Genomic DNA, 23,412 nt, shown 5'->3' with positions numbered 1-23,412 from the left:
CCATCGGGCTCGCCTTCTTTCACTTCCAACGGACCCCGACGTATGAAACTGCTTAAGACCTCGACGCTTCTTCTCTGCATGACCGCTTCCGGCTGCAGCTATTTCCAGACCCAGGATGCCTCCACCCCCCCGACCAAGGCGTCGGCCGAGCAGGCGTCCGGCCATTCCTGGTGGCCGTTCGGCAAGGACGACGGGCAGACCGTCGCCAGGCAGGCCGCCGAACCGAAGGCGGAGGCCGAGCATGTCGGCTCCAGCCACTGGTGGTGGCCGTTCGGCAAGGACGAAGCCGGCCAGGACGTAGCGGCCAAGGCGGCCGAGCAGAAGGCCGAGATCGCCGCGGCGAAGAAAGACGTCGCCGCAGCCGCCGAGCCGAAGACCGCCAACCCCTGGTGGTGGCCGTTCGGCGCCAGCTCCGCGGGCAAGGCTTCGGGCAAGCCGGCGCTGGTCCAGCAGAAGGTCACCAAGGAGTGGCTGGACGCCCACGAGAAGGCCCTGCGCGAAGCGATCGCCGGCAGCGAATTCACCCTCGAGCGGCGCGACAACGCGCTGATCGTCATCGCCCCGGCCGATTATTCGTTCAATCCCAAGCGCCACACCATGCTGATGCCGATCACCCTCAACCCGCTGGGCAAGGTCGCCAAGATGGCCCAGGCCGATCCGCAGAGCGGCATCCTGGTCCTCGGCCATACCGACAGCACCGGCAGCAAGGCGGTCAACGACAAGCTGAGCTTCGAGCGTGCCCAGTCGGTGGCGGCGATCTTCCGCCTCAGCGGCCTGAAGGGCGACCAGCTGCGCCTGAAGGGCGTCGGCTCCGACATGCCGCGCGCCGACAATTCCAGCGCCGCCGGCCGTGCCCAGAACCGCCGCGTCGAAGTGCTCTATACCCAGCGCGCCAGCCTGCTGTCCCTGGCCCAGGGCAACTGAGCCGAAGCCGGGGCGGGGCGCTGGCGCCATTGTCCCGGATCAAGCGCGAGGCGGAGTCTGCGGTTAAGCTATGGCGCATTTCCCCCTGGAGATGCGCCATGACCCAGTCCCTGGCCGATATGCGCCGCGAGTACACCCGCGATGGCCTCAGCGAGGCCAACGCCCCGAGCGACCCCTTCAGCCTGTTCCGCCAGTGGTTCGACGACGCGGTGAAGACCGAGCGCCTGCCGGTCGAACCCAACGCCATGACCCTGGCCACCGTCGACGCCGACGGCCATCCGCATTGCCGCATCCTCCTGCTCAAGGGCCTCGACGAACGCGGCTTCACCTTCTTCACCAACTACGAAAGCGCCAAGGGCCGGCAATTGGCGGCCAATCCGCGGGCGGCGATGACCTTCTTCTGGCCGGCCCTGGAACGCCAGGTGCGGATCGAAGGCGAGATCGAGAAGGTCACCGCGCAGGAGTCCGACGCCTACTACCAGGTGCGCCCGCTGGGCAGCCGCCTGGGCGCCTGGGCCTCGCCGCAGAGCCGGGTGATCGCCGACCGCGCCGAGCTCGAGCGCCTGCTGGCCGAGACCGAGCGGCGTTTCGCCGACCAGGCGCCGAGCTGTCCCGAGCACTGGGGCGGCTACCGCCTGCTGCCGCAGCGCATCGAGTTCTGGCAGGGGCGCCCGAGCCGCCTGCACGACCGCCTCGACTACCGGCACCAGGACGGCGTCTGGGCGCGCGAACGCCTGGCCCCCTGACGCCGCCATGTTCGAGCTGGATTCGGCGCTGGCGCAGCACATCGTCGATCGGGCGATGGCGATCCTGCCGCACAACATCAACGTGATGGACGCCCAGGGCATGATCATCGGCAGCGGCGATCCGTCGCGCCTGCACACCCGCCACGAAGGCGCGCAACTGGTACTGGCCAACCGCCGGGTGGTGGAGATCGACGAGCAGGCCGCCGCCTGCCTGCGTGGAGTGCGGCCGGGGGTCAATCTGCCGTTGCTGCATGCCGAGCGCCTGGTCGGTGTGCTCGGCATCACCGGAGCGCCGGAGGTGGTACGGCCCTATGCCGAGCTGGTGCGGATGGCCGCGGAAATGCTCATGGAGCAGCGCCAGATGCAGGATGAGCGGCACTGGCAACGCCAGCGCCAGGAGACCTGGCTGCGCCAGCTGCTCGATCCCGCCCACGGCCTGGGCGCGCTGGCCGCCGACGCCGAGCACCTTGGCCTGGCCTTGCACTGGCCGCGCCAGGCGGTCTTCCTCGAGTTGCACGAGCATGCCGACCCGCTGCCGTTCCAGGCGCGTCTGCTGGCCGCGCTTGGCTCACGGGCCGAGCATTGGAGCGCGGCGCTGGGCGAGCGCCTGGTGTTCTGGTGCCGGCCGGCGTCACAGGCGGATGCGCTCGAGCACTGGCTGGAGCGCGCCGACGCGCGAGGCTGGGGCGTGGCGCGTCTGTGTTGCAGCGATCCGGTACACAGCCTGGAGGCGCTGCGCGCCTCGGCCCGCGCGGCGCGTGAATTGCTGGATTATGCGCGCAGCCGATTGCCCGGCCAGCGGGTGGTGGGCCTGGACGGGCACCGCCTCGCCAGCCTGCTGTTCAGCCAGCGTGACAACTGGCAGGTGCGGCAGTTGCTGGCGCCCCTGCAGCGGGTGCTCGACCATGACCCGCAAGGTCTGCTGGCCGCCACCCTGGCGTGCTGGTGCGCCCACGACGGGCATCCCCAGGCCTGCGCCCAGGCGCTGGGAATCCACCGCAACAGCCTGCGCTACCGGCTGGAGCGCATCGCCTCGATCAGCGGGCTCGACCTCGGTCGCCTGGAGCATCGCCAGCAACTGCTGCTGGGCCTGCAATTGCTGGTGCCACGCCGCGGGTGAAGAGCGCGCCAATCGATTCACTGTGCGGACGCACAAAATCAAGGGCATCCGCCGGCACCTTCCTCTGGCCATTGCACAAGGCGGCGCAGGCGCCGGTGGAGCGAAAATGAGCCGCCCCTGGGCGCCCATCCCACACCCATAACAACAAGGAGGCGGCTCATGACCCTGGTCCTGATCCTGCTGGCGTTGATCGCCTTTATCGTCCTGTCCACCACACGACTCAAGCTGCACCCGTTCCTGGCCCTGCTGGCCGCCGCGCTGCTCGCCGGCTTCGCCTACCAGGTGCCGACCGCGGAGATCGTCAAGACCGTCACCGGCGGCTTCGGCAGCATCCTCGGCTACATCGGCATCGTCATCGTGCTCGGCACCATCATCGGGGTGATCCTCGAGCGCAGCGGTGCGGCGATCACCATGGCGGAAAGCGTGATCCGCCTGCTCGGCGAACGCTTCCCGACCCTGACCATGTCGATCATCGGCTACCTGGTGTCGATCCCGGTGTTCTGCGATTCCGGCTTCGTCATCCTCAACTCGCTGAAGAACGCCCTGGCGGCGCGGATGAAGATATCCACCATCGCCATGAGCGTGGCCCTGGCCACCGGTCTTTACGCCACCCACACCTTCGTGCCGCCGACCCCGGGACCGATCGCCGCGGCCGGCAACCTCGGCCTCGACGCCAGCCTCGGCCTGGTGATCGCGGTGGGCCTGGTGGTCGCCTTCGTCACTGCGATGGCCGGCATGTGGTGGGCGAACCGCTTCATCGGCAAGGATATCGTCCTGGTCGACGACGGCCAGGCCGCGCAAACCGAAGAAGACTTCGGCGAACTGCGCGCCCGCTACGGCAAGCTGCCCAGCGCGACCCAGGCGTTCGCGCCGATCTTCGTGCCGATCCTGCTGATCTGCCTCGGCTCGGTCGCGGTATTCCCGAGCAAGCCGCTGGGCGAAGGCGTACTGTTCGCCTGCCTGAACTTCCTCGGTCAGCCGGTGGTTGCCCTGCTGGTCGGCCTGGCCCTGGCCTGCACCCTGCTCAAGGGAGAGAACAAGCGCGAGGAATTCCACGAGCGCGTGGTGGAGGGCATCCAGTCGGCCGCGCCGATCCTGCTGATCACCGGCGCCGGCGGCGCCTTCGGTGCGATGCTGAAGATCACTCCGCTCGGCGACTACCTGGGCAGCACCCTGTCCGCGTTGGGCATCGGCCTGTTCATGCCGTTCGTGGTGGCGGCCGCGCTGAAGACCGCGCAGGGCTCGACCACCGTGGCGCTGGTCACCACCTCGGCGCTGGTCGCTCCGCTGCTGCCGCAGCTCGGCCTGGACAGCGAGATGGGCCGGGTCCTGACGGTGATGGCGATCGGCGCCGGGGCGATGACGGTGTCCCACGCCAATGACAGCTTCTTCTGGGTGGTCACCCAGTTCAGCCGCATGACCGTATCCACCGCCTATCGCGCGCAGACACTGGCGACCCTGGTCCAGGGCATCGCCGGCATGCTCGCGGTATGGCTGCTCAGCCTCGTGCTGCTCTGATTGAAGCGGGGCCGGGGACTCCCGGCCCTGCGAGGTGACTGATGAAAATCGTGATTGCTCCTGATTCGTTCAAGGAAAGCCTGTCCGCCCCGGCGGTCGCCGACGCCATCGGGCGTGGCTGGTCGAGGGTCTTCCCGCAGGCGGAGATGTGCCTGCGGCCCATGGCCGATGGAGGCGAGGGCACGGTGGAGGCGGTCCTCGCCGCTACCACCGGCGAACGTCGCGAGTGCCGGGTCGCAGGCCCGCTCGGTGAACCTACCCTGGCGCACTGGGGCTGGCTGGACGACGCCACCGCGGTGATCGAAATGGCTTCCGCCAGCGGCCTGCACCTGGTCCCGCGCGACCGCCGCGACGCCACGCGCAGCAGCAGCCGTGGCACCGGTGAGCTGATCCGCGCGGCGCTGGACGCCGGGGCGCGGAAGATCATCCTTGGTCTCGGTGGCAGCGCCACCAACGATGCCGGCGCTGGATTGCTGAGTGCGCTCGGCGTGCGCTTCCTCGATGCCGGCGGTGTGGAGCTGCCACCCGGAGGGGCGGCGCTGGCGCGCCTGCACAGCCTCGACCTGGGTGGGCTGGATCCGCGCCTGGTGGATGTCGCTGTGGAAGTCGCCGCGGATGTCGACAACCCGCTGTGCGGGCCGCGTGGCGCCTCGGCGGTGTTCGGTCCGCAGAAGGGCGCGAGCGCCGAACAGGTGGCGCAGCTGGACGCCGCCCTGGCGCACTTCGCCAAGGTGGTCGCGGCGACCCTGGGTGAGGACTTCAGCCGGCTGCCGGGCGTCGGCGCCGCCGGCGGCCTGGGTTTCGCCGCGAAGGCATTCCTCCGCGCGCGCTTCCGCCCGGGAATCGAACTGGTGGCGGAGCTGGCCCGGCTGGCCGATGCGCTGGTCGATGCCGACCTGGTGCTGACCGGCGAGGGCCGCCTGGATGCGCAGAGCCTGCATGGCAAGACTCCGGTCGGAGTGGCGCGGATCGCGCGGGCGGCCGGCGTTCCCGTGGTAGCCCTGGCCGGTAGCCTGGGCGATGGCTACCAGCGCCTGCACGAGGCCGGCATCGATGCGGCGTTCAGCCTGGCGCCGGGACCGATCAGCCTGGAGCAGGCCTGTGCCGGAGCGGCGGAGGAGCTCGAGGCGCGAGCCGAGCAGATCGCCCGGCTCTGGCGCCTGGCTCAGGCTTCGCGGGAAGGGTAGTCGGCGGCGGCGCGCTCCAGCCAGGCCGGCAGGTCGCGCCGCTTCACCTTGCTGGCCTTGGCCTCGGCCAGTCGCCGTAACAGATAGTCACGCTTCTGCGGGTCGCCGCCGGCGAATGACAGCGCCAGGTCGCGGTCCATCCAGCGGCGGATGCGCCAGTAGATCCACCAGTGGAAATACAGGCCGGCGGCGGTGGTGACGACGATGATGAAATAGTCCATGGCTGTTCCTTCTGCGGGCGCTCACCCTAGCCGATCGGTTCCGCCGATGAAAGCGGGGGAGGGTTCGGTCGAAACTGAACGAACCTGTACCATTGCTGAATCGATTCGATTATCTCGCGCCAGCCAGGTGACAGGAGCGGCCGCGGGAGAGTCTAATGTTCGTCAGTTATCCCTTTCGGAGATGCCCGTTATGCGCAAGCCTGCCCTGATCGTTGCTTCCTTCACCGCCATGGCCCTGGCTCTTGGCGGCTGCCAATCCAGCCTCACCGGCGATACCTATTCCCGTGAGGAAGCCCGTACCGTGCAGACTGTACGCATGGGCACCATCCAGGCCTTGCGCCCGGTCAAGATCGAAGGCACCAAGACTCCGATCGGCTCCATCGCCGGCGCCGGCGTCGGCGGTGTCGCCGGCAGCGCGGTCGGTGGCGGCAAGGGCAGCTACGTCGCGGCCATCATCGGCGCGGTCGCCGGCGGCCTGCTCGGCGCGGCCACCGAAGAGGGGCTGACCCGTACCCAGGGCGTCGAGATCACCGTGCGCGAGGATGACGGCAGCACCCGCGCCTACGTCCAGCAGGTCGACCAGGGCCAGATCTTCCGGGTCGGCGAGCGCGTGCGCATCCTGACCGTGAACGGCACCAGCCGCGTCGCCCATTGATCCCAGTCTCGTGATTCCGCGGCCGGCACCTTGCCGGCCGTTTTCGTTAGGCCGTCGGTTCCCTCCCGGCGTGCTCTTGCTAAGCTTCAAGTCATTGCCCTTGCAGCGCTTTTTTCGGTTTTCCGGCAGCCGGAACGACTGAATTTTGTAATAATTCAATCCATGACGTTCGTTCGATAGATTGCGATAATCGTAGCTCCGTCGCGCCGCGCCTTTCCGACGGTGGGCGGGGGCTTCGAGCTGCTGGCGATCCGGCCGCGCACCGACAACCGCGGGGAAGCACCGCCGGCCTGACATGCCGGAGGGCTCCGCCACCGAAGAGGAGTAGCCCATGATTCTGGCGCTGATCATCGCGCTACCGTTCCTGGGGGCGCTGCTGCCCCTGCTCGCCGAGCGTGGCGGCCGCACCTTGTGCGCGGCGGCGGCGGGTGTCGCGCCGCTGCTCGGCCTGGCGCTCCTGCTTGGCCAGCGCGGCACGGTGTTCGCCGGCCAGGCGCTGACCGCGAGCTACGCCTGGCTGCCGGATATCGGCATCAACCTCAGCCTGCGCCTGGACGGCCTGGGGTTCCTGTTCGCCCTGCTGATCCTGGGCATCGGCCTGCTAGTGATTCTCTACGCCCGTTACTACCTTTCCGAACAGGAGCCGATGGGGCGCTTCTTCGCCTTCCTGCTGCTGTTCATGGGCTCCATGCTCGGCGTGGTGCTGGCGGAAAACCTGTTGCTGATGATGCTGTTCTGGGAGCTCACCAGCCTGTCGTCGTTCCTTCTCATCGGCTTCTGGGGCAGCCGCTCCGATGCCCGCAAGGGCGCGCGGATGGCCCTGACCGTCACCGGCGGCGGCGGCCTGGCGTTGCTGGCCGGAATCCTGTTGCTCGGCCACATCGCCGGCAGCTTCGAGCTCACCCAGGTACTGGCGGCTGGCGAGGCGGTCCGCACCCACGCCCTGTACCCGCTGGTGCTGGTGCTGATCCTGCTCGGCGTATTCACCAAGTCGGCGCAGTTCCCGTTCCACTTCTGGCTGCCCCATGCGATGGCGGCGCCGACCCCGGTGTCCGCCTACCTGCACTCGGCGACCATGGTCAAGGCCGGGGTGTTCCTGCTGGCGCGCCTCTACCCGGCGCTGGCCGGCACCGAGTGGTTCTTCTACCTGGTCAGCCTGAGCGGACTGGTAACGTTGCTGCTGGGTGCCGGCATGGCGCTGTTCCAGCACGACCTGAAAGGCCTGCTGGCCTACTCGACGATCAGCCACCTGGGCCTGATCACCCTGCTGTTCGGCCTCGACTCACCGCTGTCGAACGTCGCCGCGGTGTTCCACATCATCAACCACGCCACCTTCAAGGCCTCGCTGTTCATGGCTGCCGGGATCATCGACCACGAGACCGGCAGCCGCGACATGCGCCTGATCAACGGGATGTGGCGCTACCTGCCGCACACCGCGGTGCTGGCCATCGTCGCCTCGCTGGCGATGGCCGGGGTGCCGCTGCTCAACGGCTTCCTCAGCAAGGAGATGTTCTTCGGCGAAACCCTCAGCCAGAACCTGCTGGGCAGCTTCAACTGGATGGTTCCGGCGATGGCGACCCTGGCCGGGGTATTCTCGGTGGCCTACTCGCTGCGCTTCGTCCACGACGTGTTCTTCAACGGCGAACCGGCCCGGCTGCCCAAGTTTCCGCCCCACGAGCCGCCGCGCTACATGAAGGTGCCGGTGGAGATCCTGGTGTTCCTCTGCCTGCTGGTCGGCATGCTGCCGGCCTACACCGTGGCGCCGCTGCTGGCCACCGCCGCCAGGGCCAGCCTCGGTGGCCACCTGCCGGAATACAGCCTGGCGATCTGGCACGGCTTCAACCTGCCGCTGCTGATGAGCGTGGTGGCGCTGGTCGGCGGGGTTCTGGTGTACGTCCTGCGCAAGCCGCTGTTCAACTGGTACGCCGGGTTGCCGGAGATCGACGCCAAGCTGGTCTTCGAACAGCAGGTGCAGCGCGTGGTGATGTTGGCTGAACGCTTCACCGCCTGGCTGGAGAACGGTTCGCTGCAACGTTACCTGGCCTGGCTGCTGGGCGTGGCGGTGCTCGTGGTGGTGGTCGAACTGGTGCCGCTGACGAGCCTGACCGGTTCGCGCGGCCTGACCCCGCTGGACGGGATCACCGCCCTGGGCATGCTGGTGCTGGCCTTCAGCGGCCTGGCCACGGCGCTGTTCCACCGCATGCGCCTGGTCGCGCTGCTGGTCCTCAGCGTCGCCGGCCTGCTGGTGGCGCTGGCCTTCGCCCGCTTCGCGGCGCCGGACCTGGCGCTGACCCAGCTGTCGGTGGAAGTGGTGACCATGGTCCTGCTGATGCTGGCGCTGTATTTCCTGCCCTCGCGCACCCCGGCGGAGTCCTCCAGCCTGCGGGGCCTGCGCGACGTGGTGCTGGCCGGCGGGGTCGGCACCATGGTCGCGCTGCTGGCCTACGCGGTGCTGACACGACCCTACGAGAGCATCGCCGGGTTCTTCGTCGAGAACAGCGTCTCCGGTGGCGGCGGCTACAACGTGGTGAACGTGATCCTGGTGGACTTCCGCGGCTTCGATACCCTCGGCGAGATCAGCGTGCTGGCGATCGCCGCGGTCGGCATTCATGCGATGCTCGCCGGCTTCGCTCTGCACAAGCCGACCTGCGATCCGCAGGGACGCAACTGGGCCCACGCCAAGCATCCGCTGATCCTGGAAACCCTGTCGCGAGTGCTGCTGCCGCTGGCCCTGCTGATCTCGGTGTTCATCTTCCTGCGCGGGCACAACCTGCCGGGCGGTGGTTTCATCGCCGGCCTGGTGACCGCCATCGCCCTGGTGCTGCAGTACATCGCCAGTGGCTCGCAGTGGGTCGAGCAACGCCTGCCGCTGAACTACGCGGCGATGGCCGGCGCCGGGGTGCTGATCGCCGGGCTCACCGGGCTCGGCAGCTGGCTGTTCGGCTATCCGTTCCTGACCTCGGCGTTCGGCCACTTCGAGTTGCCGCTGATCGGCGAGATCGAGTTGGCCACGGCGATGCTGTTCGACCTGGGCGTGTACCTGACGGTGGTCGGCGCCGCGCTGCTGATCCTGTCCTACCTCGGCAAGCTGAGCCTGATGCCTGAACCCGTCGCGAAAGAGGAGGCGCTCTGATGGAAGCCCTGTTCGCCATCACCCTCGGCCTGCTCACCGCCAGTGGCGTCTACCTGCTGCTGCGGGCGCGGACCTTCCCGGTGGTGCTCGGCCTCACCCTGATCTCCTATGCGGTCAATCTGTTCCTCTTCGCCATGGGCCGGCTCAGCGGCAGCGTCGCGGTGATCGGCACCCCCGGCGAGTACGGCGATCCGTTGCCGCAGGCGCTGGTGCTGACCGCGATCGTCATCGGCTTCGCCATGACCGCATTCGTCGTGGTCCTGGCCCTGCGCGGCCTCGGCGACCTCGGCAGCGACCATGTCGACGGACGCCCGGACGAGGAGGAGTCGCGCCCATGAGTCACTGGCTGATCCTGCCGATCCTGGTCCCGCTGTTCGCCGGCAGCCTGCTGCTGTTGCCACTGGCCGAGCGCTGGCAGCGCGGCCTGTCGCTGCTGGCGAGCCTGGCGCTGATCCCGTTGAGTCTGCTGCTGTTGCGCACCGCCGCCAGCGGCGACCTGACCGTCTATGCCCTGGGCAACTGGGCCGCGCCGTTCGGCATCGTGCTCCTGCTCGACCGCCTCGCCGCGCTGATGCTGCTGGCCACCGCCGTGCTCGGCAGCGCCGCGCTGATCTACGCGCTGCGCGGCGACGACCGGCTGGGCAAGCACTTCCACGCGCTGTTCCAGTTCCAGCTGCTGGGCATCAACGGCGCCTTCCTCACCGGCGACCTGTTCAACCTGTTCGTGTTCTTCGAGATCCTCCTGATCGCCTCCTACGCGCTGCTCCTGCATGGCGGCGGCGCTGAGCGGGTACGCTCGGGCCTGCACTACGTGATCCTCAACCTGGTCGGCTCGGCGTTCTTCCTGATCGCCGTGGGCACCCTGTACGGCCTCACCGGCACCCTGAACATGGCCGACATGGCGCAGAAGATCGCCCTGGCCGACGCCGGGCGCGCACCGCTGCTGGGCGCCGCCGGGCTCCTGCTGCTGGTGGTGTTCGCCCTGAAGGCGGCATTGCTGCCGCTGTACTTCTGGCTGCCGCGCGCCTATGCCGCGGCCAGCGCGCCGGTGGCGGCGCTGTTCGCGATCATGACCAAGGTCGGCATCTACTCGATCCTGCGTGTCTACACCCTGGTCTTCGGCGAGGGCGCCGGCGAACTGGCCAACCTGGCCCAGGCCTGGCTCTGGCCGCTGGCCCTGGCGACCCTCGCCCTGGGCGCCGTCGGCGCGCTGGCGGCGCGCACCCTGCAAGGCCTGCTGGCCTACCTGGTGGTGGTCTCCGCCGGGACCCTCCTGGCCGGCGTGGCGCTGGGCACCGAGCGGGCGCTGGCGGCGTCGCTGTATTACCTGTTGCACAGCACCTGGATCGCCGGTGGGCTGTTCCTGCTCGCCGACCTGATCGTCCGCCAGCGCGGCGACAAGGCCGGCGACCTGGTCCAGGGGCCGGCGTTGCAGAACCCGGCGCTGCTCGGCGGCGCCTTCTTCCTCGGTGCCATCGCCGTCGCCGGCCTGCCGCCGCTGTCGGGGTTCTTCGGCAAGGTCATGCTGCTCCAGTCGGTCGCCCCGGGCGGCCAGGCGCTGGCGCTGTGGAGCGTGGTGCTGGGCGGTGGCCTGGCGGCGCTGGTGGCGCTGAGCCGCGCCGGCAGCACGTTGTTCTGGCGCACCGGGCACACCGTGCTCGGTAGCGCCGAACTGGACCACGGCCGGCTGTTCGCCTGCATCCTGCTGCTGGCCGCAGGCCCGTTGCTGGTGGTCGCGGCCAAGCCGCTGCTGGCCTATGTCCAGGCCACCGCCGCGCAGTTGCATGACCTCGACCTGTATCGCCAGATCGTCACCCGCGGAGGTGCCGCATGATCAGCCGTTCCCTGCCACGTCCACTCCTGCGCGTGCTGCCTCATCCGGTGCTCAGCGTGCTGCTGGTGCTGGTCTGGCTGCTGCTGGTGGACTCCTTCGCCCTCGGCCAGTGGTTGCTGGGCGCCTTCCTCGGGGTGGGTATCCCGCTGCTGACCAACCGCCTGCTGGTCGGGCGCAGCCAGGAGTGGCACCCGTTCCTGCTGCTGAAGCTGCTGGTGCTGGTGATGTGGGACATCCTCGTCGCCAATCTCCAGGTCGCCCGTCTCACCCTGGGGCCGGTCGAGCGACTGCGTCCGGCGTTCGTCGAGGTGCCGATCGACCTGGAGAACGACCTCGCCATCAGCGTGCTGGTGAGCATCGTCTCGCTGACCCCGGGGTCGGTGTCGTCGGACCTCAGCGACGATCGCAAGACCCTGCTGGTGCACGGCCTCGACGTGCCGGACAAGGACGCGCTGGTCGCCGAGATCAAGCAACGCTACGAGGCGCCGCTGAAGGAGATCTTCCCATGCTCGCTTACGTGATCCCGCTGTGCCTGGCGCTGCTCGGCCTGGCCCTGGTGCTGACCCTGGCGCGCCTGGTCAGGGGGCCATGCCTGCCGGACCGTGCGCTGGCGCTGGACACCCTGTACGTGAATGCCATCGCGCTGCTGATGCTCTACGGCATCTGGCGCGACAGCGACCTGTTCTTCGAGGCGGCGCTGCTGATCGCGGTGCTCGGTTTCGTCGGCACGGTGGCGGTGGCCAAATACATGCTGCGCGGAGACATCATCGAATGAACGGCGAACCCCTGGGCCTATGGCTGGAAATCATCGTCTCGGCATTCCTCCTGCTGGGCAGCGCCTTCGTCCTGATCGGCGCGATAGGCCTGTACCGCCTGCCGGACTTTTTCATGCGCCTGCATGGCCCGACCAAGGCGACCACCCTCGGCGTCGGCGGGGTGATAGTGGCCTCGCTGGTCTACTTCTCCAACCGTCAGGCGGGGATCAGCCTCCATGAGTTGCTGATCAGCCTGTTCCTCTTCATCAGCGCCCCGGTGAGCGCCTACATGCTGGCCAAGGCCGCGGTGCTGCAGCAGTTGCCGCTGGCGAAGAAGACTCGCGGCAAGCCCTGGGAGCAATGAGGCCCGGGACCGGCGCAACAGTTTTGCCCGGCTTCTGTGCCTGTCGGTGCGGCTAGCCGGCTGCCTATACTGGGAATCCGTTTTCCGGCGCCGACTGGCGCCCGTGCTGGAGGTTCCCTTTGACTCGGACGCGCTGGTTCGCCCTGGCCTGCCTGATCCTGGCGATGGCGCTGTGGGGCAGTTCGTACGTGGTGCTGAAGGTCGCCTTCCGCGAACTGCCGCCGCTCTGGGTGATCTTCGCCCGCATGGCCCTCGGCAGCCTGGTGTTCCTCGCCGCCTGGCGCTGGCGCGGACGTATCGACTACCGTCCGGGCGACTGGAAGTACCTGCTCGGCCTGGCCGCCTGCGAACCCTGCCTGTACTTCCTCTGCGAATCCTTCGCCCTGCAGTACACCAGCGCCGCCCAGGCCGGGATGATCACCGCGCTGCTGCCGCTGCTGGTGGCGGTGGGCGCCTGGCTGCTGCTGCACGAGCGGATCGGCCGGATGACCTGGATCGGCTTCGGCCTGGCGGTGCTCGGTTCGATCTGGCTGAGCCTCGCCGGCGAGCCCGACCTGCATGCGCCGCGACCTTTGCTGGGCAACTTCTTCGAACTCCTCGCGATGCTCTGCGCGACTGGCTATACCCTGTTGCTGAAGCACCTGTCGGCGCGCTACTCGGCGTTCGCCCTGACCGCCATGCAGGCCTTCGTCGGCACGCTGTTCTTCCTGCCGCTGGCGCTGGCCAGCGCCGAACTGCCGAGCCAGCCCAGCGCACTGGGCATCCAGGCGGTGGTGTATCTCGGCGTGGTGGTCACGGTAGGCGCCTACGGCCTGTACAACTTTGGCGTCGGTCGATTGCCGGCCAGCCAGGCCTCGGGGTTCATCAACCTGATTCCGGTCTTCACCCTGGTATTCGCCGCGCTGTTCCTCGGCGAAACCCTCAACGGCCCGCAGCTGCTCGCCGCCGGCCTGGTCTTCATCGGCGTCGCCATCAGCCAGTGGCGCAGCGCCGCGCCGCCGCCTCCGGCCGGCGTCCTCAACTGAAGGAGTAGGCATGACCCTCGACCACCGGCAGTGGGCCCGTGAGGCGATCCGCATCATCGAGGCGGATTTCCAGCGCAGCGCCGATACCCACCTGATTCCCCTGGAGACCCCCGGCCTTCCGGGTGTCGAACTGTATTTCAAGGACGAGTCCAGCCACCCCACCGGCAGCCTCAAGCACCGCCTGGCACGCTCGCTGTTCCTCTATGCGCTGTGCAATGGCTGGCTCAGGCCGGCCGCGCCGGTGATCGAGGCGTCGAGCGGTTCCACGGCGATTTCCGAAGCCTATTTCGCGCGCCTGCTGGGCCTGCCCTTCATCGCCGTGATGCCGGCCAGCACGTCGAAGGAAAAGATCGCGCAGATCGCCTTCTATGGCGGGCAGAGCCACCTGGTGGACGACCCTACGCAGATCTACGCCGAGTCCGAGCGCCTGGCGCGGGAGAGCGGCGGACACTTCATGGACCAGTTCACCTACGCCGAGCGCGCCACCGACTGGCGGGCGAACAACAACATCGCCGAGTCGATCTTCCAGCAGATGCGCCACGAGCCGCACCCGACCCCGACCTGGCTGGTCTCCAGCCCCGGCACCGGCGGCACCCTGGCGACCCTCGGCCGCTACGTGCGCTATCGCCAGCACTGCACCCGGGTGCTCTGCGCCGACGCCGAGCGCTCGGTATTCTTCGACGCCTACGTCAGCGGCGATCGTGGCCTGACCCTGGATTGCGGCTCGCGGATCGAGGGCATCGGGCGGCCGCGGGTCGAGGCGTCATTCCTGCCGGAGGTGATCGACGCCATGGTCAAGGTACCGGACGCCTGGTCGCTGGCGGCCATGCATTACCTGGCGCGACGCCTCGGCCGGCGGGTCGGCGGTTCCAGCGGGACCAACCTTATCGGCGCCCTGGTGGCCGCGCGGCAGATGGTGGCGGCGGGGGAGACGGGCTCGCTGGTGGCGATCCTCTGCGACGGCGGCGAACGCTATGCGACCACCTATTACGATCCGGTCTGGCTGGCCAGGCAGGGTCATGCGCTGGAACCCCTGATCGAGGCGGTGGCTGCCTGCGTCGAGCGCGGCGTGGCGCTGCCCGACGGACTGTTGGTGGCTGGATTTTGACGGAGGGGACATGAACCGTTTGCGAGCTGCCGAAGCCGGCGATATCGAGGCCATGACCGACCTGTTGCTGAGCCACGGGCCGAATCCCTGGAACCACTTGCCGGAGGAGGGGGTGCGTGCGCATCTGCGGGCCATCGCCGGCGGCGAGGTACGTGCCGTCCTGGCAGAGCGCGACGAGCGGCTGCTGGGGTTCGCCAGCTTCCGTCGCACCGAGGATTTCGCCCATTACCAGCCGCAGCGTGCCGATGCGCCGCGGGCCTATATCTGCGAGGCGGTAGTGCATCCGGCGGCGGCCGGCCAGGGTCTCGGCAGCGCGTTGCTGGAGGCGGTGCTGGCCCGGCTCGCCGACGAAGGCATCGAGGACGTCTATATCGATCGCCACGAAGAGAACCTGGCGTCGGCGGGAATGATGCGCAAGGCCGGCTTCGTCGAGCTGGAAACCTATGCCGATCCGGCGCGGCGGCCGAACGGCTCGGGGCGCTCGACGGTATGCCATCGCAATCTTTCCCTCCAGCGCGAAGCCGCACGGTGAGTTTCATCCGTCTCAAGGTGCGCGCCGCTTTCATGGTCCACGGCTACGACGCGGACAACCGGGAAATCGTCGAGCAGATCGGCGAGGAACGGTTCGTCGAGAAACTGCTGCGCGTCGAGCGTATCCAGTCGGTCAGCGAGAAGTACCTGCTGGTCAGCGCTTCCCATGGTCGCGTCGCCTACTGGGAGTACGAAGGCGGCCTGGCGGCATTGCGGCGGCGCCTGGAACAGGCCGGACTGCTGTTCTGAACGGGAGACGGGCCGCCGTGGCGGCCCGTGTCGTCACTTGCCCAGCGCGCCCGGATAGGCGCAGCCGCGCAGCGTCTCGCCGTCGATGCGCAGCTCGGCGGAATAGCTGCTGAAGGCGCCGCTCATGCTGTCGCTGCAGGGCGACGGGGCGATCCACAGCTCGACCTTCTTGCCGTTCGCCTCGCTGGAGTAGCTGGTGCTGCCGTTGGGTAGCTCCTCGGCGACATAGGGCAGGGCCAGGGCTTCGTGCTCCGGGCGATCCAGGCGCAGGCCCTGGTTGTTTACCCTGGCGCTCCAGAACGGCTCGTTGCCATTGGCGGCGAAGGTCAGCAGCTTGAAGTTAGGATCGTCGCAGCCGGGGCCCTCGTTCTGCACGCGGTACAGTCGGCTGACCTCCAGCTTGCCGTCGGTGCCGCGCGCCTTGGCCGGGCCCATGGTGCCGCGCAGGTCGACGAACAGGCCCTGGGCGCCGTCGTCGAACAGGGCGTCGGCTTCGCGACGCAGGCCGGTATTGGCCACGTCCTCGACGCTGAACAGGCGTTTCTCGGCGCAGGGGCGGAATTGCAGCGCGCCGTTGATCTTCACCAGTTCGCCCTGGAAGCGGGTGTCTACACTGGTGCTCGGCGATTCGGGCTTCCACACCTGGCAGGCGGCGAACAAGGGGAGCAGGCTGTAGACCAGCAGACGGGCAGGGCGCATAAGGAAGACTCCATCGAAAATGCGCCCACGTTACCGAGCGTCCGGGCCGAGCTCAAGTCCGATCGGCCTTCACTATGACCGGGGAGGCGAACGATGATCCAATGCAAGCGAGTCTACGAACCGGCGTCGCCCGCCGATGGCCGGCGCGTCCTGGTGGACCGGCTGTGGCCGCGCGGCATCCGCAAGGAAGCGCTGGCCATGGACGACTGGTTGAAGGAGGTGGCGCCGTCCAGCGAGGTGCGCAAGCGGTTCAGCCACGACCCGGCGCTGTTCGACAGCTTCCGCGAGCGCTACCGCGCCGAGCTGCAGGCCCATCCGGAACATTGGTGGGGCCTGCTCGACAGTGCCCGCGAGGGCACCCTCACCCTGCTCTATGGCGCCCACGACCAGCGGCACAACAACGCCGTGGTGCTGGCCGAATTCCTCGAGGAGGAACTCGACCGGCAACAACCGGGCAGTTCGCCGACCTGCTATGCGGACCGCTTGTCCTGACCGGCGTCCCTTACCAGATCCGATACACCTGCCCGGTCTGCGCACCTTCCACGCTGCGCGCGTAGCCCAGCGCCGCATCGGCCGCCGGTACCGGCTTGAAGCCGCGGAAGTAGGGGGCGTAGCCAGGCATCGCCTCGCTGATCACGGTCGGACTCACGGCGTTGATCCGCAGGCCGCGTGGCAGTTCGATGGCGGCGCCGCGCACGAAGCCTTCCAGAGCGCCGTTGACCATGCTCGCGGAACTGCCGGAGCGGATCGGCTGATCGCTGAGAATGCCGCTGGTGAGGGTGAAGGAGCCGCCGTCGTTGGCGTATTCGCGGCCGATCAGGACCAGGTTGACCTGGCCCATCAGCTTGTCGCGCAGACCGAGCTGATACTCGACCTCGCCCATCTCTTCCAGCGCGCCGAAGTGCACCTTGCCGACCGCGGCGACCAGCGCGTCGAAGCGACCGGTCTTTTCGAACAGGGCACGGATCGAGGCGGCGTCGTTGATATCGACCTGGAAGTCGCCGCTGCTGTGGCCGACCCGGACGATCTCGTGGCGTTCGCCGAGTTCCTTGTCGATACCTTTGCCGAGGGTGCCACTGGCACCGATGAGGATGATCTTCATGCGAGCCTCTCGTTGGAATGAAGGAAGACGGTTTCCAGTGTAGAGTCGGCTTTGGTGTGGATAATCCAGCCAATCGTCAACCTTTCGTTTCCATGGGGAAACAGTCGTGAAAGACCTGAAAGACCTGGCCGCTTTCGCCGTGCTCGTCGAACTGGGCAGCTTCACCCGCGCCGCCGAACGCCTGGGTTGCAGCAAGGGGCAACTGTCGAAGCGCATCGGCGCCCTTGAGCGGCAGCTCGGCGTGATCCTGTTGCACCGCACCACCCGGCGACTGTCGCTGACCGCCGCGGGCGCCGCGCTGCTGCCCGAGGCGCAGGCGCTGCGAGCCCAGGCGCAACGCGCGCGGCAGGCGGTGGCGCGGCTGCAGGAGTCGGTGGAAGGACAGGTGCGGGTGACCTTGCCGGTGTCGTTGGGCGAGACGCTGTTCGATGCCCTGCTGGAGGACTTCCAGGCGCGTTATCCGCTGCTGCGCGTCGAGCTGGACCTGTACAATGGCCTGCGCGACCTGGTCGGCGAGGGCTTCGACCTGGCGATCCGCGCCGGCGTGGACCAGGACGCGCGGCTGGTGGCGCGGCCGTTGTTCGTCCTGCAGGAAATCACCTGCGCGAGCCCCGCCTACCTGGCGCGGCATGGCGAACCGTTGCGTCCGGGCGAGCTGCGCGAGCGCGAGTGCCTGCTCAACTCGCACTACAGCGGGCACGAGGAGTGGCTCTACCACCGTCGCCACCGGCTGGAGCGGGTAGCGGTCTCGGGCTTCCTCGCCAGCAACCACTACAGCCTGTTGAAGAAGGCCGCGCTGGCCGGCGCCGGCATCGCCCGGCTGCCGTCGTACATGGTCCATGACGAACTGGGCGATGGTCGGCTGGCCTGGCTGCTGCGCGACTACCAGACGCGCAGCACGCCGATGTTCCTCGTCCACCCGTTCCAGGGCGGCCTGCCGCGGCGTACCCAGGTGCTCGCCGACTACCTGCTCGACTGGTTCGAGCGCAGCCGGCGACAATTGATCGGCCTGCAGGGTTGAACATTTCGCCGCGACACGGCTCTATTGCACTCCGAGCCGGCCCGATGCCGGGCCGGGACCCATCGCGGGCCCGTCGTCGCACAAGGAAGGCGACGGAACGTGGCAGAATTGCGCACCGGACCGCTCGAGCGCGAGCGGACGCCACTCATCGAACGCTTGGATAGGGACATGCAAAGCAGCTTTCCGCAATCGAACACTCCCCAGATCCGTCGCGCCGGAGTCGATCTCAACGGCGTGATGTCGGTGCTCAGCAAGCACCTCTATTCCACGCCCACCGTGGCCCTGCGCGAGCTGGTGCAGAACGCCCACGACTCGATCCTCCGCCGCCGCCTGGAGCAGCCCGACTGGCAGGACCCTTCGCGGATCGAGGTGATCGGCGACAGCGCCAGCAATACCGTGCGCATCGTCGACACCGGCGCCGGGCTCACCGAGCATGAAATCCATGCCTACCTGGCCACCGTCGGCGTCGGCTACACCCGTGGGCTGCGCCAGTCCGGCCACGAGGACAGCGGGCTGATCGGCATGTTCGGCCTGGGCTTCCTCTCCGCCTTCGTGCTGGCCCGCCGGGTCAGCGTGCGGACCACTTCCTACCAGCAGCCGGAACTGGGTTTCTGCTACGTCTCCAGCAACGCCGAGCAGTACAGCGTGACGCCGATGCCGGCGCGGCCGGTGGGCACCGAGATCACCCTCGAACTGCAGGACGAGTACAGCGCGCTGACCCAGGCCGCGCGTCTGCGCGAGATCCTCGAACGCTACTGCGTGCTGCTGCGCGAGCCGATTCACGTCGGTGGCGACGCCCAGCCGATCAACCCGGAGCCGCCGCCGTGGCGGCTGGCCGCCGATGCCGCGCTGCACCCCCTGCAGCAGCGACGCCGCGACCTGGAGTTCGCCGCGCGCTTCGAACACGACTTCGAGCCGATCTGCTGCCTGCCGGTGCGGCCCGACGAGCGGGTCGACGTGCGGGGCCTGCTGTGGATCCAGGACGGTGGCACCTATGGCACCAGCGACAACCGCAATCTCTCGGTATTCCTCCGCGGCATGCTGCTCGACGACGACGCCCGCGACCTGCTGCCGTCCTGGGCCGGCTTCGTCGGCGGGGTGATCGAGTCGAACCGCCTGACGCCCACCGCCAGCCGTGAGGACCTGCAGCGCGACGACCATTACGCGGCGATCCAGCATGCGCTGGCCGAGGCGCTGATCGCCGGGCTCGGCGAGGTCGCCCGGCAGCAGCCGGAGGCATGGCGACGGGTCCTGCTGCGGCACAACGAAGCCCTGCTGGGTGCGGCGCTGTGCGACGAGCGACTGTTCGCGCTGATGATGGACAGCCTGCGCGTACCCACCTCGCAGGGCGACCTCCCGGCCTCCGAACTCCTTTCGCGCGGCGCGGTGCACGTGCTGTTGGACAACGACAGCGGCTTCGAGGAAATGCTGTTCCGCGCCATGGGCGTACCGGTGGCCCATGGCAATCGCTATGCGGTGGTACCTTTTCTGCGTCGCTGGGCCCAGGCCAAGGGCCAGCGCCTGGTGGAACTGGGCACCGAGCAGGGCAACCGCCAGTTGTTCCGCCTGGATCGTCTGCCCGAGCGCGAGACCGCCTGGCTTGCCGAGCAGTTGGGCAGCGCCGGGGAGGAACTGGTGATCGCCCGCTTCAGCCCCGAGGAACTGCCGCTTGTGGTAGTGCCCGACCGCGACGCCGAACTCAAGCGCCGGCTGGAGGACGACGAGGCCGACAAGCGTATCTCCACCGCGGCGTTGCGCCTGGCCCGGCAGTTCACCCGCAAGCTCGACAATCGCCAGCCGAGCCGGCTCTACGTCAACCTCGACAATCCGGCAGTGCAGGCGCTGCTGGCGGCCGTCGGCGAGGAGCGCGGCGAAGCGGCCCATGCTGCGCTGCTGCTGCGCTCGTTCAAGGTGATCATCGCCGGTCAGGGGCGCGGCCAGCCCGCGACCTCGCTGAACCAGGCCCTGGCCGGACTCGCCGATTCGGTGAAGCGCCTGCTGGGGCAATAAGAAAATTCGCAACACGCCTGATGGAGACTGAAGCATATGGATATCTGGAACTGGGTGGAAAAGCTCCGCGCCGACCTGCGTGAAGCCGGCCAGGAGCAGAGTGCGCGGCTGATCGACGAACTCACCGCGTACGTCTGCGACCTCGAGGTGGAGCGCGCCGAGGCGCTGTTGCCGGAGGTCAAGGCGCTGAGCCGGACGTTGAACAACCCGTGGCTGGAAATCTTCGTCCGCCACTGGGAGATGCGTAACCGGGTCGGCAACCAACTGGAGGGCGAGACCGCCCTGGCCGACGCCGTCTCCCTGTTCGAACTGGCCAACCGCGACGACACCCAGGCCTGCCCGCAGTCGGTCTGCGTGACCCAGGACCTGGCGTCGTGCTACGCCAACGTCGACGGCCCCGGCTGGGTGGAGGAGCGCATCGAGGTCTGTGACGAGACCCTGGCGCGGATCGACCCGACCTGGGCCTGCTTCCACTGCCTGAGCAATGAGAAGGCCGAGGCGCTGCTCGACGACGGGCGCGGCGAAGACGCCCTGGCCTTCCTCGCCGAACAGGAGAAGAAGATCCTCGACGCAGGGGAGGAGGTGTTCGACAGCCTCCTGGAGATGCGCGTGGCGATCCTCCTGAGCCTGGGCCGCGCCGAACAGGCGTTGGCCCTGATCGGCGAGATGGAGGACAAGGTCGAAGGCGCGGAGTGGAACAACATCAGCCAGCCACGGCGCCTGTACAAGGCCCATGCGCTGGCCTTGCTGGCGCGCGACGAGGAAGCCCTGGAGGCGCTGCTGCCGTTCTCCGAGATCGCTCCGCGCTACCGCACGATCTGGCTGCGCGCGGTCTACCTGCTGCTGCAACGGACCCCGGAGCGCAACACCTGGGACTTCGGCGGGCGCCTGCAGCAGATGCTCGAACACTACTCGCAGAAGGGCGCGCACCGGGTGGTCGTCGACGTCGCCAGCCAGGCCATCCGCCTCGCCTTGCAACGCGGTTCGGTGTGGAGCGCCAGGCGTCACCTGGCGCTGGCCGAGCGACATGCGCAACAGTTGCAGCGCGATCGCGGCGCCAGCGAACTGCTCGCCGGGCTGCGGACGGAAATCGACGCCGCGCCGCAGCAGCAGGACCTGCCTGTGCCGGCCGCGGAACTGCTCGACTGGCTGGCGGCGCAGGGCGCCGAAGACTCGCCGCGCAACCCGGAGAAGGAGGTGCAGTGGCTGCTCCAGGCGCTGGCCGAGCGACCCGACGATACCGCCCTGCGCGAAGTGGCCGCCTCGGCGCTGCAAGCGTGTTCCGCCGACGACGAGGCTATCGACCTGCTCTGGGAATACGTCGAGCGCCACACCGACGAGGAACAGCAGCTGGCCTACTACCTGCTCAACGCCTTGCTGGCGCGCGGCGAGTACGACCAGGTCAAGCGTCTGGGACGGCTCTACGCCGACAGCGTGCCGCTGATCGCCCTGTGGAGCGAGGTCAAGCTGGCCGAGAAACTCAACGACTGGCCGGAACTGGAGCGCGCCTGCCAGTCGGTGCTGGAGCTTTCCCCCGGCTCGCTGGGGGCCCACAGCCTGCTGGGCAAGGCGCTGATGGAGCAGGATCGCTTCGCCGAGGCGGCGCTGGCCTACCAGCGACTGGCCGGCAAGCTGGAGGAACCGCAGTCGGTGCAGTGGGACCAGATGACGGCCGCCAGCGCCGCGCGCGACTGGACGATGCTGCGCGAGGTGGCCGCCGGGATGGGCATGGAGTTCGCCGCTGGCGAGGGGCCGATCGAGGAAGACTGGGGCTGGGTGATCGTCCGCTACATCGAGGATGGCGAGGCGCTCGACTACTATGCCCGGCGCACCGGCCCGGTGACCGCGCGGGTCCTGGAGAACGCCCCGGGCAACCGCGGCCAGCGGGTCGGCGACTGGGTGGTGTTCGACGCCGGGCTGGTCTACCCGGCGCCGGAGGACGAAGAGGAGCGCAAGCGCTTCGTGCCCACCTATGCCGTGGTGCACGTGCTGGAGGGCGGCGGCTATTCGCCGAGCTGGCTGGTGGATGGGGTGTATCCCGGCGAGGAAGCCTTCGACGCCTTCCGTGAGGCCATGGACGCGCGCGGCTGGAAGGTCTGGGTGCACAGCAACCGCGACTACCAGGTCAGCGATGCCAGCAGCGGCGAGGAATTGCGGGCGATCTACTTCACCGTGGCGACGCCCGCGCAGTTGGCCCCGCGCGAGCTGCACCAGGCGTTGCAGGAGGCCACCGGCCAATGGCCGCACCGGATGTGCTGGCTGCGCCTGGCGGAAGCGGCGGAGGTCGACACCCAGCCGCACCTGGATGCCATCGAGCGCTACGGCCTGTAGCCAGCAGGTCATGCCGGTCAGTTAAGAAAACGGCGCTTCCTCAAGCGAGGGAAGCGCCGTTTTCTTGGGCCTTCTCATCGAGGTGAGCGAGAAGCCTCTCGCTCAAAGGCTTGACTGACTGGCATTAGCCCATCAGGGCCGTTTTCGTATCCGCTGATGTCTCCGGCGGGACGGTGCTCAGCCGCCGAGGTAGGCGTCGCGCACCTTCGGGTTGGTCAGCAGGGCGGCGCCGGTGTCGTGCATGACGATCCGGCCGTTCTCCAGCACGTAGGCGCGGTCGGCGAGCTTCAGCGCCTGGTTGGCGTTCTGCTCGACGAGGAACACGGTGACGCCTTCGCGACGCAGCTGCTCGATGATCTCGAAGATCTGCTGGATGATGATCGGCGCCAGGCCGAGCGAAGGTTCGTCCAGCAGCAACAGCTTCGGCTTGCTCATCAGCGCGCGGCCGATGGCGAGCATCTGCTGTTCGCCGCCGGACATGGTCCCGGCGCGCTGTTCGTAGCGTTCCTTCAGGCGCGGGAAGAGTTCCAGCACCTTGTCCATCTGCACCTGGTAGTCGTCCTTGTCGGTGAAGAAGCCGCCCATCGCCAGGTTTTCTTCCACCGTCAGGCGGGAGAATACCCGGCGGCCTTCCGGGACCACCGCGATGCTCTTGCGCATGATGCTGGAGGAGGGCAGGCCGACCAGTTCCTCGCCTTCGTAGCGGATGCTGCCGCTGGCCGCCTGCGGCGAGCCGCAGAGGGTCATCAGCAGGGTCGACTTGCCGGCGCCGTTGGCGCCGATCAGGGTGACGATCTCGCCTTTCTTCACTTCCACGCTGACGTCGTGCAGCGCCTGGATCTTGCCGTAGTAGGTGGAAACCTTGTGGAAACTCAGCAT

General features: G+C 68.3%; 24 protein-coding genes. 20 read left to right on the top strand and 4 right to left on the bottom strand.

What is annotated here, in order from left to right; translation table 11 throughout:
* Positions 1-42: 42 nt before the first annotated feature.
* The 5 genes from PSPA7_RS20585 to PSPA7_RS20565 all read left to right on the top strand — a co-directional run bounded on the left by PSPA7_RS20585 (position 43) and on the right by PSPA7_RS20565 (position 5,495).
* Complete coding sequence (locus tag PSPA7_RS20585) at positions 43-924, top strand: OmpA family protein (protein WP_012076745.1); 882 nt, start codon at positions 43-45, stop codon at positions 922-924.
* Positions 925-1,022: 98 nt separating this feature from the next.
* Positions 1,023-1,670 carry a pyridoxamine 5'-phosphate oxidase gene (gene pdxH / locus PSPA7_RS20580; protein WP_003153441.1) on the top strand — a complete coding sequence of 216 codons (648 nt, stop codon included), beginning with the start codon at positions 1,023-1,025 and terminating at the stop codon, positions 1,668-1,670.
* Between the two features lie 7 nt (positions 1,671-1,677).
* Complete coding sequence (locus PSPA7_RS20575; protein ID WP_012076744.1) at positions 1,678-2,790, top strand: sugar diacid recognition domain-containing protein; 1,113 nt, start codon at positions 1,678-1,680, stop codon at positions 2,788-2,790.
* 159 nt (positions 2,791-2,949) lie between these two features.
* The gene (locus PSPA7_RS20570) at positions 2,950-4,308 is read left to right on the top strand and encodes a GntP family permease (RefSeq protein WP_003153439.1); all 1,359 of its coding nucleotides are present in this window, start codon (positions 2,950-2,952) and stop codon (positions 4,306-4,308) included.
* A gap of 41 nt (positions 4,309-4,349) precedes the next feature.
* Positions 4,350-5,495 carry a glycerate kinase gene (locus PSPA7_RS20565; protein WP_012076742.1) on the top strand — a complete coding sequence of 382 codons (1,146 nt, stop codon included), beginning with the start codon at positions 4,350-4,352 and terminating at the stop codon, positions 5,493-5,495.
* On the opposite strand, the gene PSPA7_RS20560 is transcribed toward PSPA7_RS20565, so the two are convergent.
* The gene (locus PSPA7_RS20560; protein ID WP_012076741.1) at positions 5,474-5,716 is read right to left on the bottom strand and encodes a hypothetical protein; all 243 of its coding nucleotides are present in this window, start codon (positions 5,714-5,716) and stop codon (positions 5,474-5,476) included. The genes PSPA7_RS20565 and PSPA7_RS20560 overlap by 22 nt on opposite strands.
* Positions 5,717-5,906: 190 nt before the next feature.
* Between PSPA7_RS20560 and PSPA7_RS20555 the strand changes: the two genes are divergently transcribed.
* The 11 genes from PSPA7_RS20555 (at position 5,907) to PSPA7_RS20505 (ending at position 15,370) form a co-directional block, all read left to right on the top strand.
* A complete protein-coding gene (locus PSPA7_RS20555; protein WP_012076740.1) occupies positions 5,907-6,371 on the top strand; it encodes an outer membrane lipoprotein in 465 nt (154 codons plus the stop codon).
* Positions 6,372-6,702: 331 nt separating this feature from the next.
* On the top strand, positions 6,703-9,504 hold the full coding sequence (locus PSPA7_RS20550; RefSeq protein ID WP_012076739.1) for a monovalent cation/H+ antiporter subunit A: 2,802 nt from the start codon (positions 6,703-6,705) through the stop codon (positions 9,502-9,504).
* Entirely contained in the window at positions 9,504-9,842 is a 339-nt protein-coding gene (locus PSPA7_RS20545) for a Na+/H+ antiporter subunit C (RefSeq protein WP_003152016.1), read from the top strand. The genes PSPA7_RS20550 and PSPA7_RS20545 overlap by 1 nt, the downstream gene beginning before the upstream one ends.
* Positions 9,839-11,338, top strand: a complete 1,500-nt coding sequence (locus PSPA7_RS20540; RefSeq protein WP_012076738.1) for a monovalent cation/H+ antiporter subunit D — start codon at positions 9,839-9,841, stop codon at positions 11,336-11,338. Before PSPA7_RS20545 ends, PSPA7_RS20540 begins: the two co-directional genes overlap by 4 nt.
* Positions 11,335-11,859, top strand: coding sequence for a Na+/H+ antiporter subunit E (locus tag PSPA7_RS20535; protein ID WP_003149690.1), 525 nt, complete (start codon positions 11,335-11,337; stop codon positions 11,857-11,859). Before PSPA7_RS20540 ends, PSPA7_RS20535 begins: the two co-directional genes overlap by 4 nt.
* A complete protein-coding gene (locus PSPA7_RS20530; protein ID WP_003149691.1) occupies positions 11,844-12,113 on the top strand; it encodes a K+/H+ antiporter subunit F in 270 nt (89 codons plus the stop codon). The genes PSPA7_RS20535 and PSPA7_RS20530 overlap by 16 nt, the downstream gene beginning before the upstream one ends.
* The gene (locus tag PSPA7_RS20525; protein WP_003149693.1) at positions 12,110-12,457 is read left to right on the top strand and encodes a Na+/H+ antiporter subunit G; all 348 of its coding nucleotides are present in this window, start codon (positions 12,110-12,112) and stop codon (positions 12,455-12,457) included. Before PSPA7_RS20530 ends, PSPA7_RS20525 begins: the two co-directional genes overlap by 4 nt.
* 119 nt (positions 12,458-12,576) lie before the next feature.
* A complete protein-coding gene (locus PSPA7_RS20520) occupies positions 12,577-13,482 on the top strand; it encodes a DMT family transporter (RefSeq protein WP_012076737.1) in 906 nt (301 codons plus the stop codon).
* Between the two features lie 10 nt (positions 13,483-13,492).
* Positions 13,493-14,590, top strand: a complete 1,098-nt coding sequence (locus PSPA7_RS20515) for a PLP-dependent cysteine synthase family protein (protein WP_012076736.1) — start codon at positions 13,493-13,495, stop codon at positions 14,588-14,590.
* Positions 14,591-14,600: 10 nt separating this feature from the next.
* Positions 14,601-15,122: a GNAT family N-acetyltransferase gene (locus PSPA7_RS20510; protein ID WP_012076735.1), complete on the top strand. Its 522-nt coding sequence runs from the start codon at positions 14,601-14,603 to the stop codon at positions 15,120-15,122.
* Entirely contained in the window at positions 15,119-15,370 is a 252-nt protein-coding gene (locus tag PSPA7_RS20505) for a hypothetical protein (RefSeq protein ID WP_003149696.1), read from the top strand. The genes PSPA7_RS20510 and PSPA7_RS20505 overlap by 4 nt, the downstream gene beginning before the upstream one ends.
* A 33-nt stretch (positions 15,371-15,403) precedes the next feature.
* Here PSPA7_RS20505 and PSPA7_RS20500 read toward each other — a convergent pair whose 3' ends face one another.
* Positions 15,404-16,069, bottom strand: a complete 666-nt coding sequence (locus PSPA7_RS20500; RefSeq protein WP_003149697.1) for a COG3650 family protein — start codon at positions 16,067-16,069, stop codon at positions 15,404-15,406.
* Between the two features lie 93 nt (positions 16,070-16,162).
* On the opposite strand from PSPA7_RS20500, the gene PSPA7_RS20495 reads away from it, so the two are divergent.
* Positions 16,163-16,561, top strand: a complete 399-nt coding sequence (locus tag PSPA7_RS20495) for a DUF488 domain-containing protein (protein ID WP_012076734.1) — start codon at positions 16,163-16,165, stop codon at positions 16,559-16,561.
* A 10-nt stretch (positions 16,562-16,571) separates the two neighbouring features.
* On the opposite strand, the gene PSPA7_RS20490 is transcribed toward PSPA7_RS20495, so the two are convergent.
* Positions 16,572-17,171, bottom strand: coding sequence for a short chain dehydrogenase (locus PSPA7_RS20490; RefSeq protein WP_003149699.1), 600 nt, complete (start codon positions 17,169-17,171; stop codon positions 16,572-16,574).
* A gap of 106 nt (positions 17,172-17,277) precedes the next feature.
* On the opposite strand from PSPA7_RS20490, the gene PSPA7_RS20485 reads away from it, so the two are divergent.
* The 3 genes from PSPA7_RS20485 to PSPA7_RS20475 all read left to right on the top strand — a co-directional run bounded on the left by PSPA7_RS20485 (position 17,278) and on the right by PSPA7_RS20475 (position 22,533).
* Positions 17,278-18,192 (top strand): LysR family transcriptional regulator, encoded by a 915-nt coding sequence (locus PSPA7_RS20485; protein ID WP_012076733.1) that lies wholly within the window; start codon positions 17,278-17,280, stop codon positions 18,190-18,192.
* Between the two features lie 99 nt (positions 18,193-18,291).
* Complete coding sequence (locus PSPA7_RS20480) at positions 18,292-20,202, top strand: ATP-binding protein (protein ID WP_079262196.1); 1,911 nt, start codon at positions 18,292-18,294, stop codon at positions 20,200-20,202.
* Positions 20,203-20,238: 36 nt separating this feature from the next.
* Entirely contained in the window at positions 20,239-22,533 is a 2,295-nt protein-coding gene (locus PSPA7_RS20475; protein WP_003149700.1) for a tetratricopeptide repeat protein, read from the top strand.
* Between the two features lie 177 nt (positions 22,534-22,710).
* Here PSPA7_RS20475 and PSPA7_RS20470 read toward each other — a convergent pair whose 3' ends face one another.
* Complete coding sequence (locus PSPA7_RS20470; RefSeq protein WP_003149701.1) at positions 22,711-23,412, bottom strand: ABC transporter ATP-binding protein; 702 nt, start codon at positions 23,410-23,412, stop codon at positions 22,711-22,713.

The sequence above is a fragment of the Pseudomonas paraeruginosa PA7 genome (genome assembly GCF_000017205.1).
Classification (GTDB): Bacteria; Pseudomonadota; Gammaproteobacteria; order Pseudomonadales; family Pseudomonadaceae; genus Pseudomonas; species Pseudomonas paraeruginosa.
The sequence above is the reverse complement of the archived record's forward strand: the minus strand, read 5'-3'. Positions and strand labels throughout refer to the sequence as shown.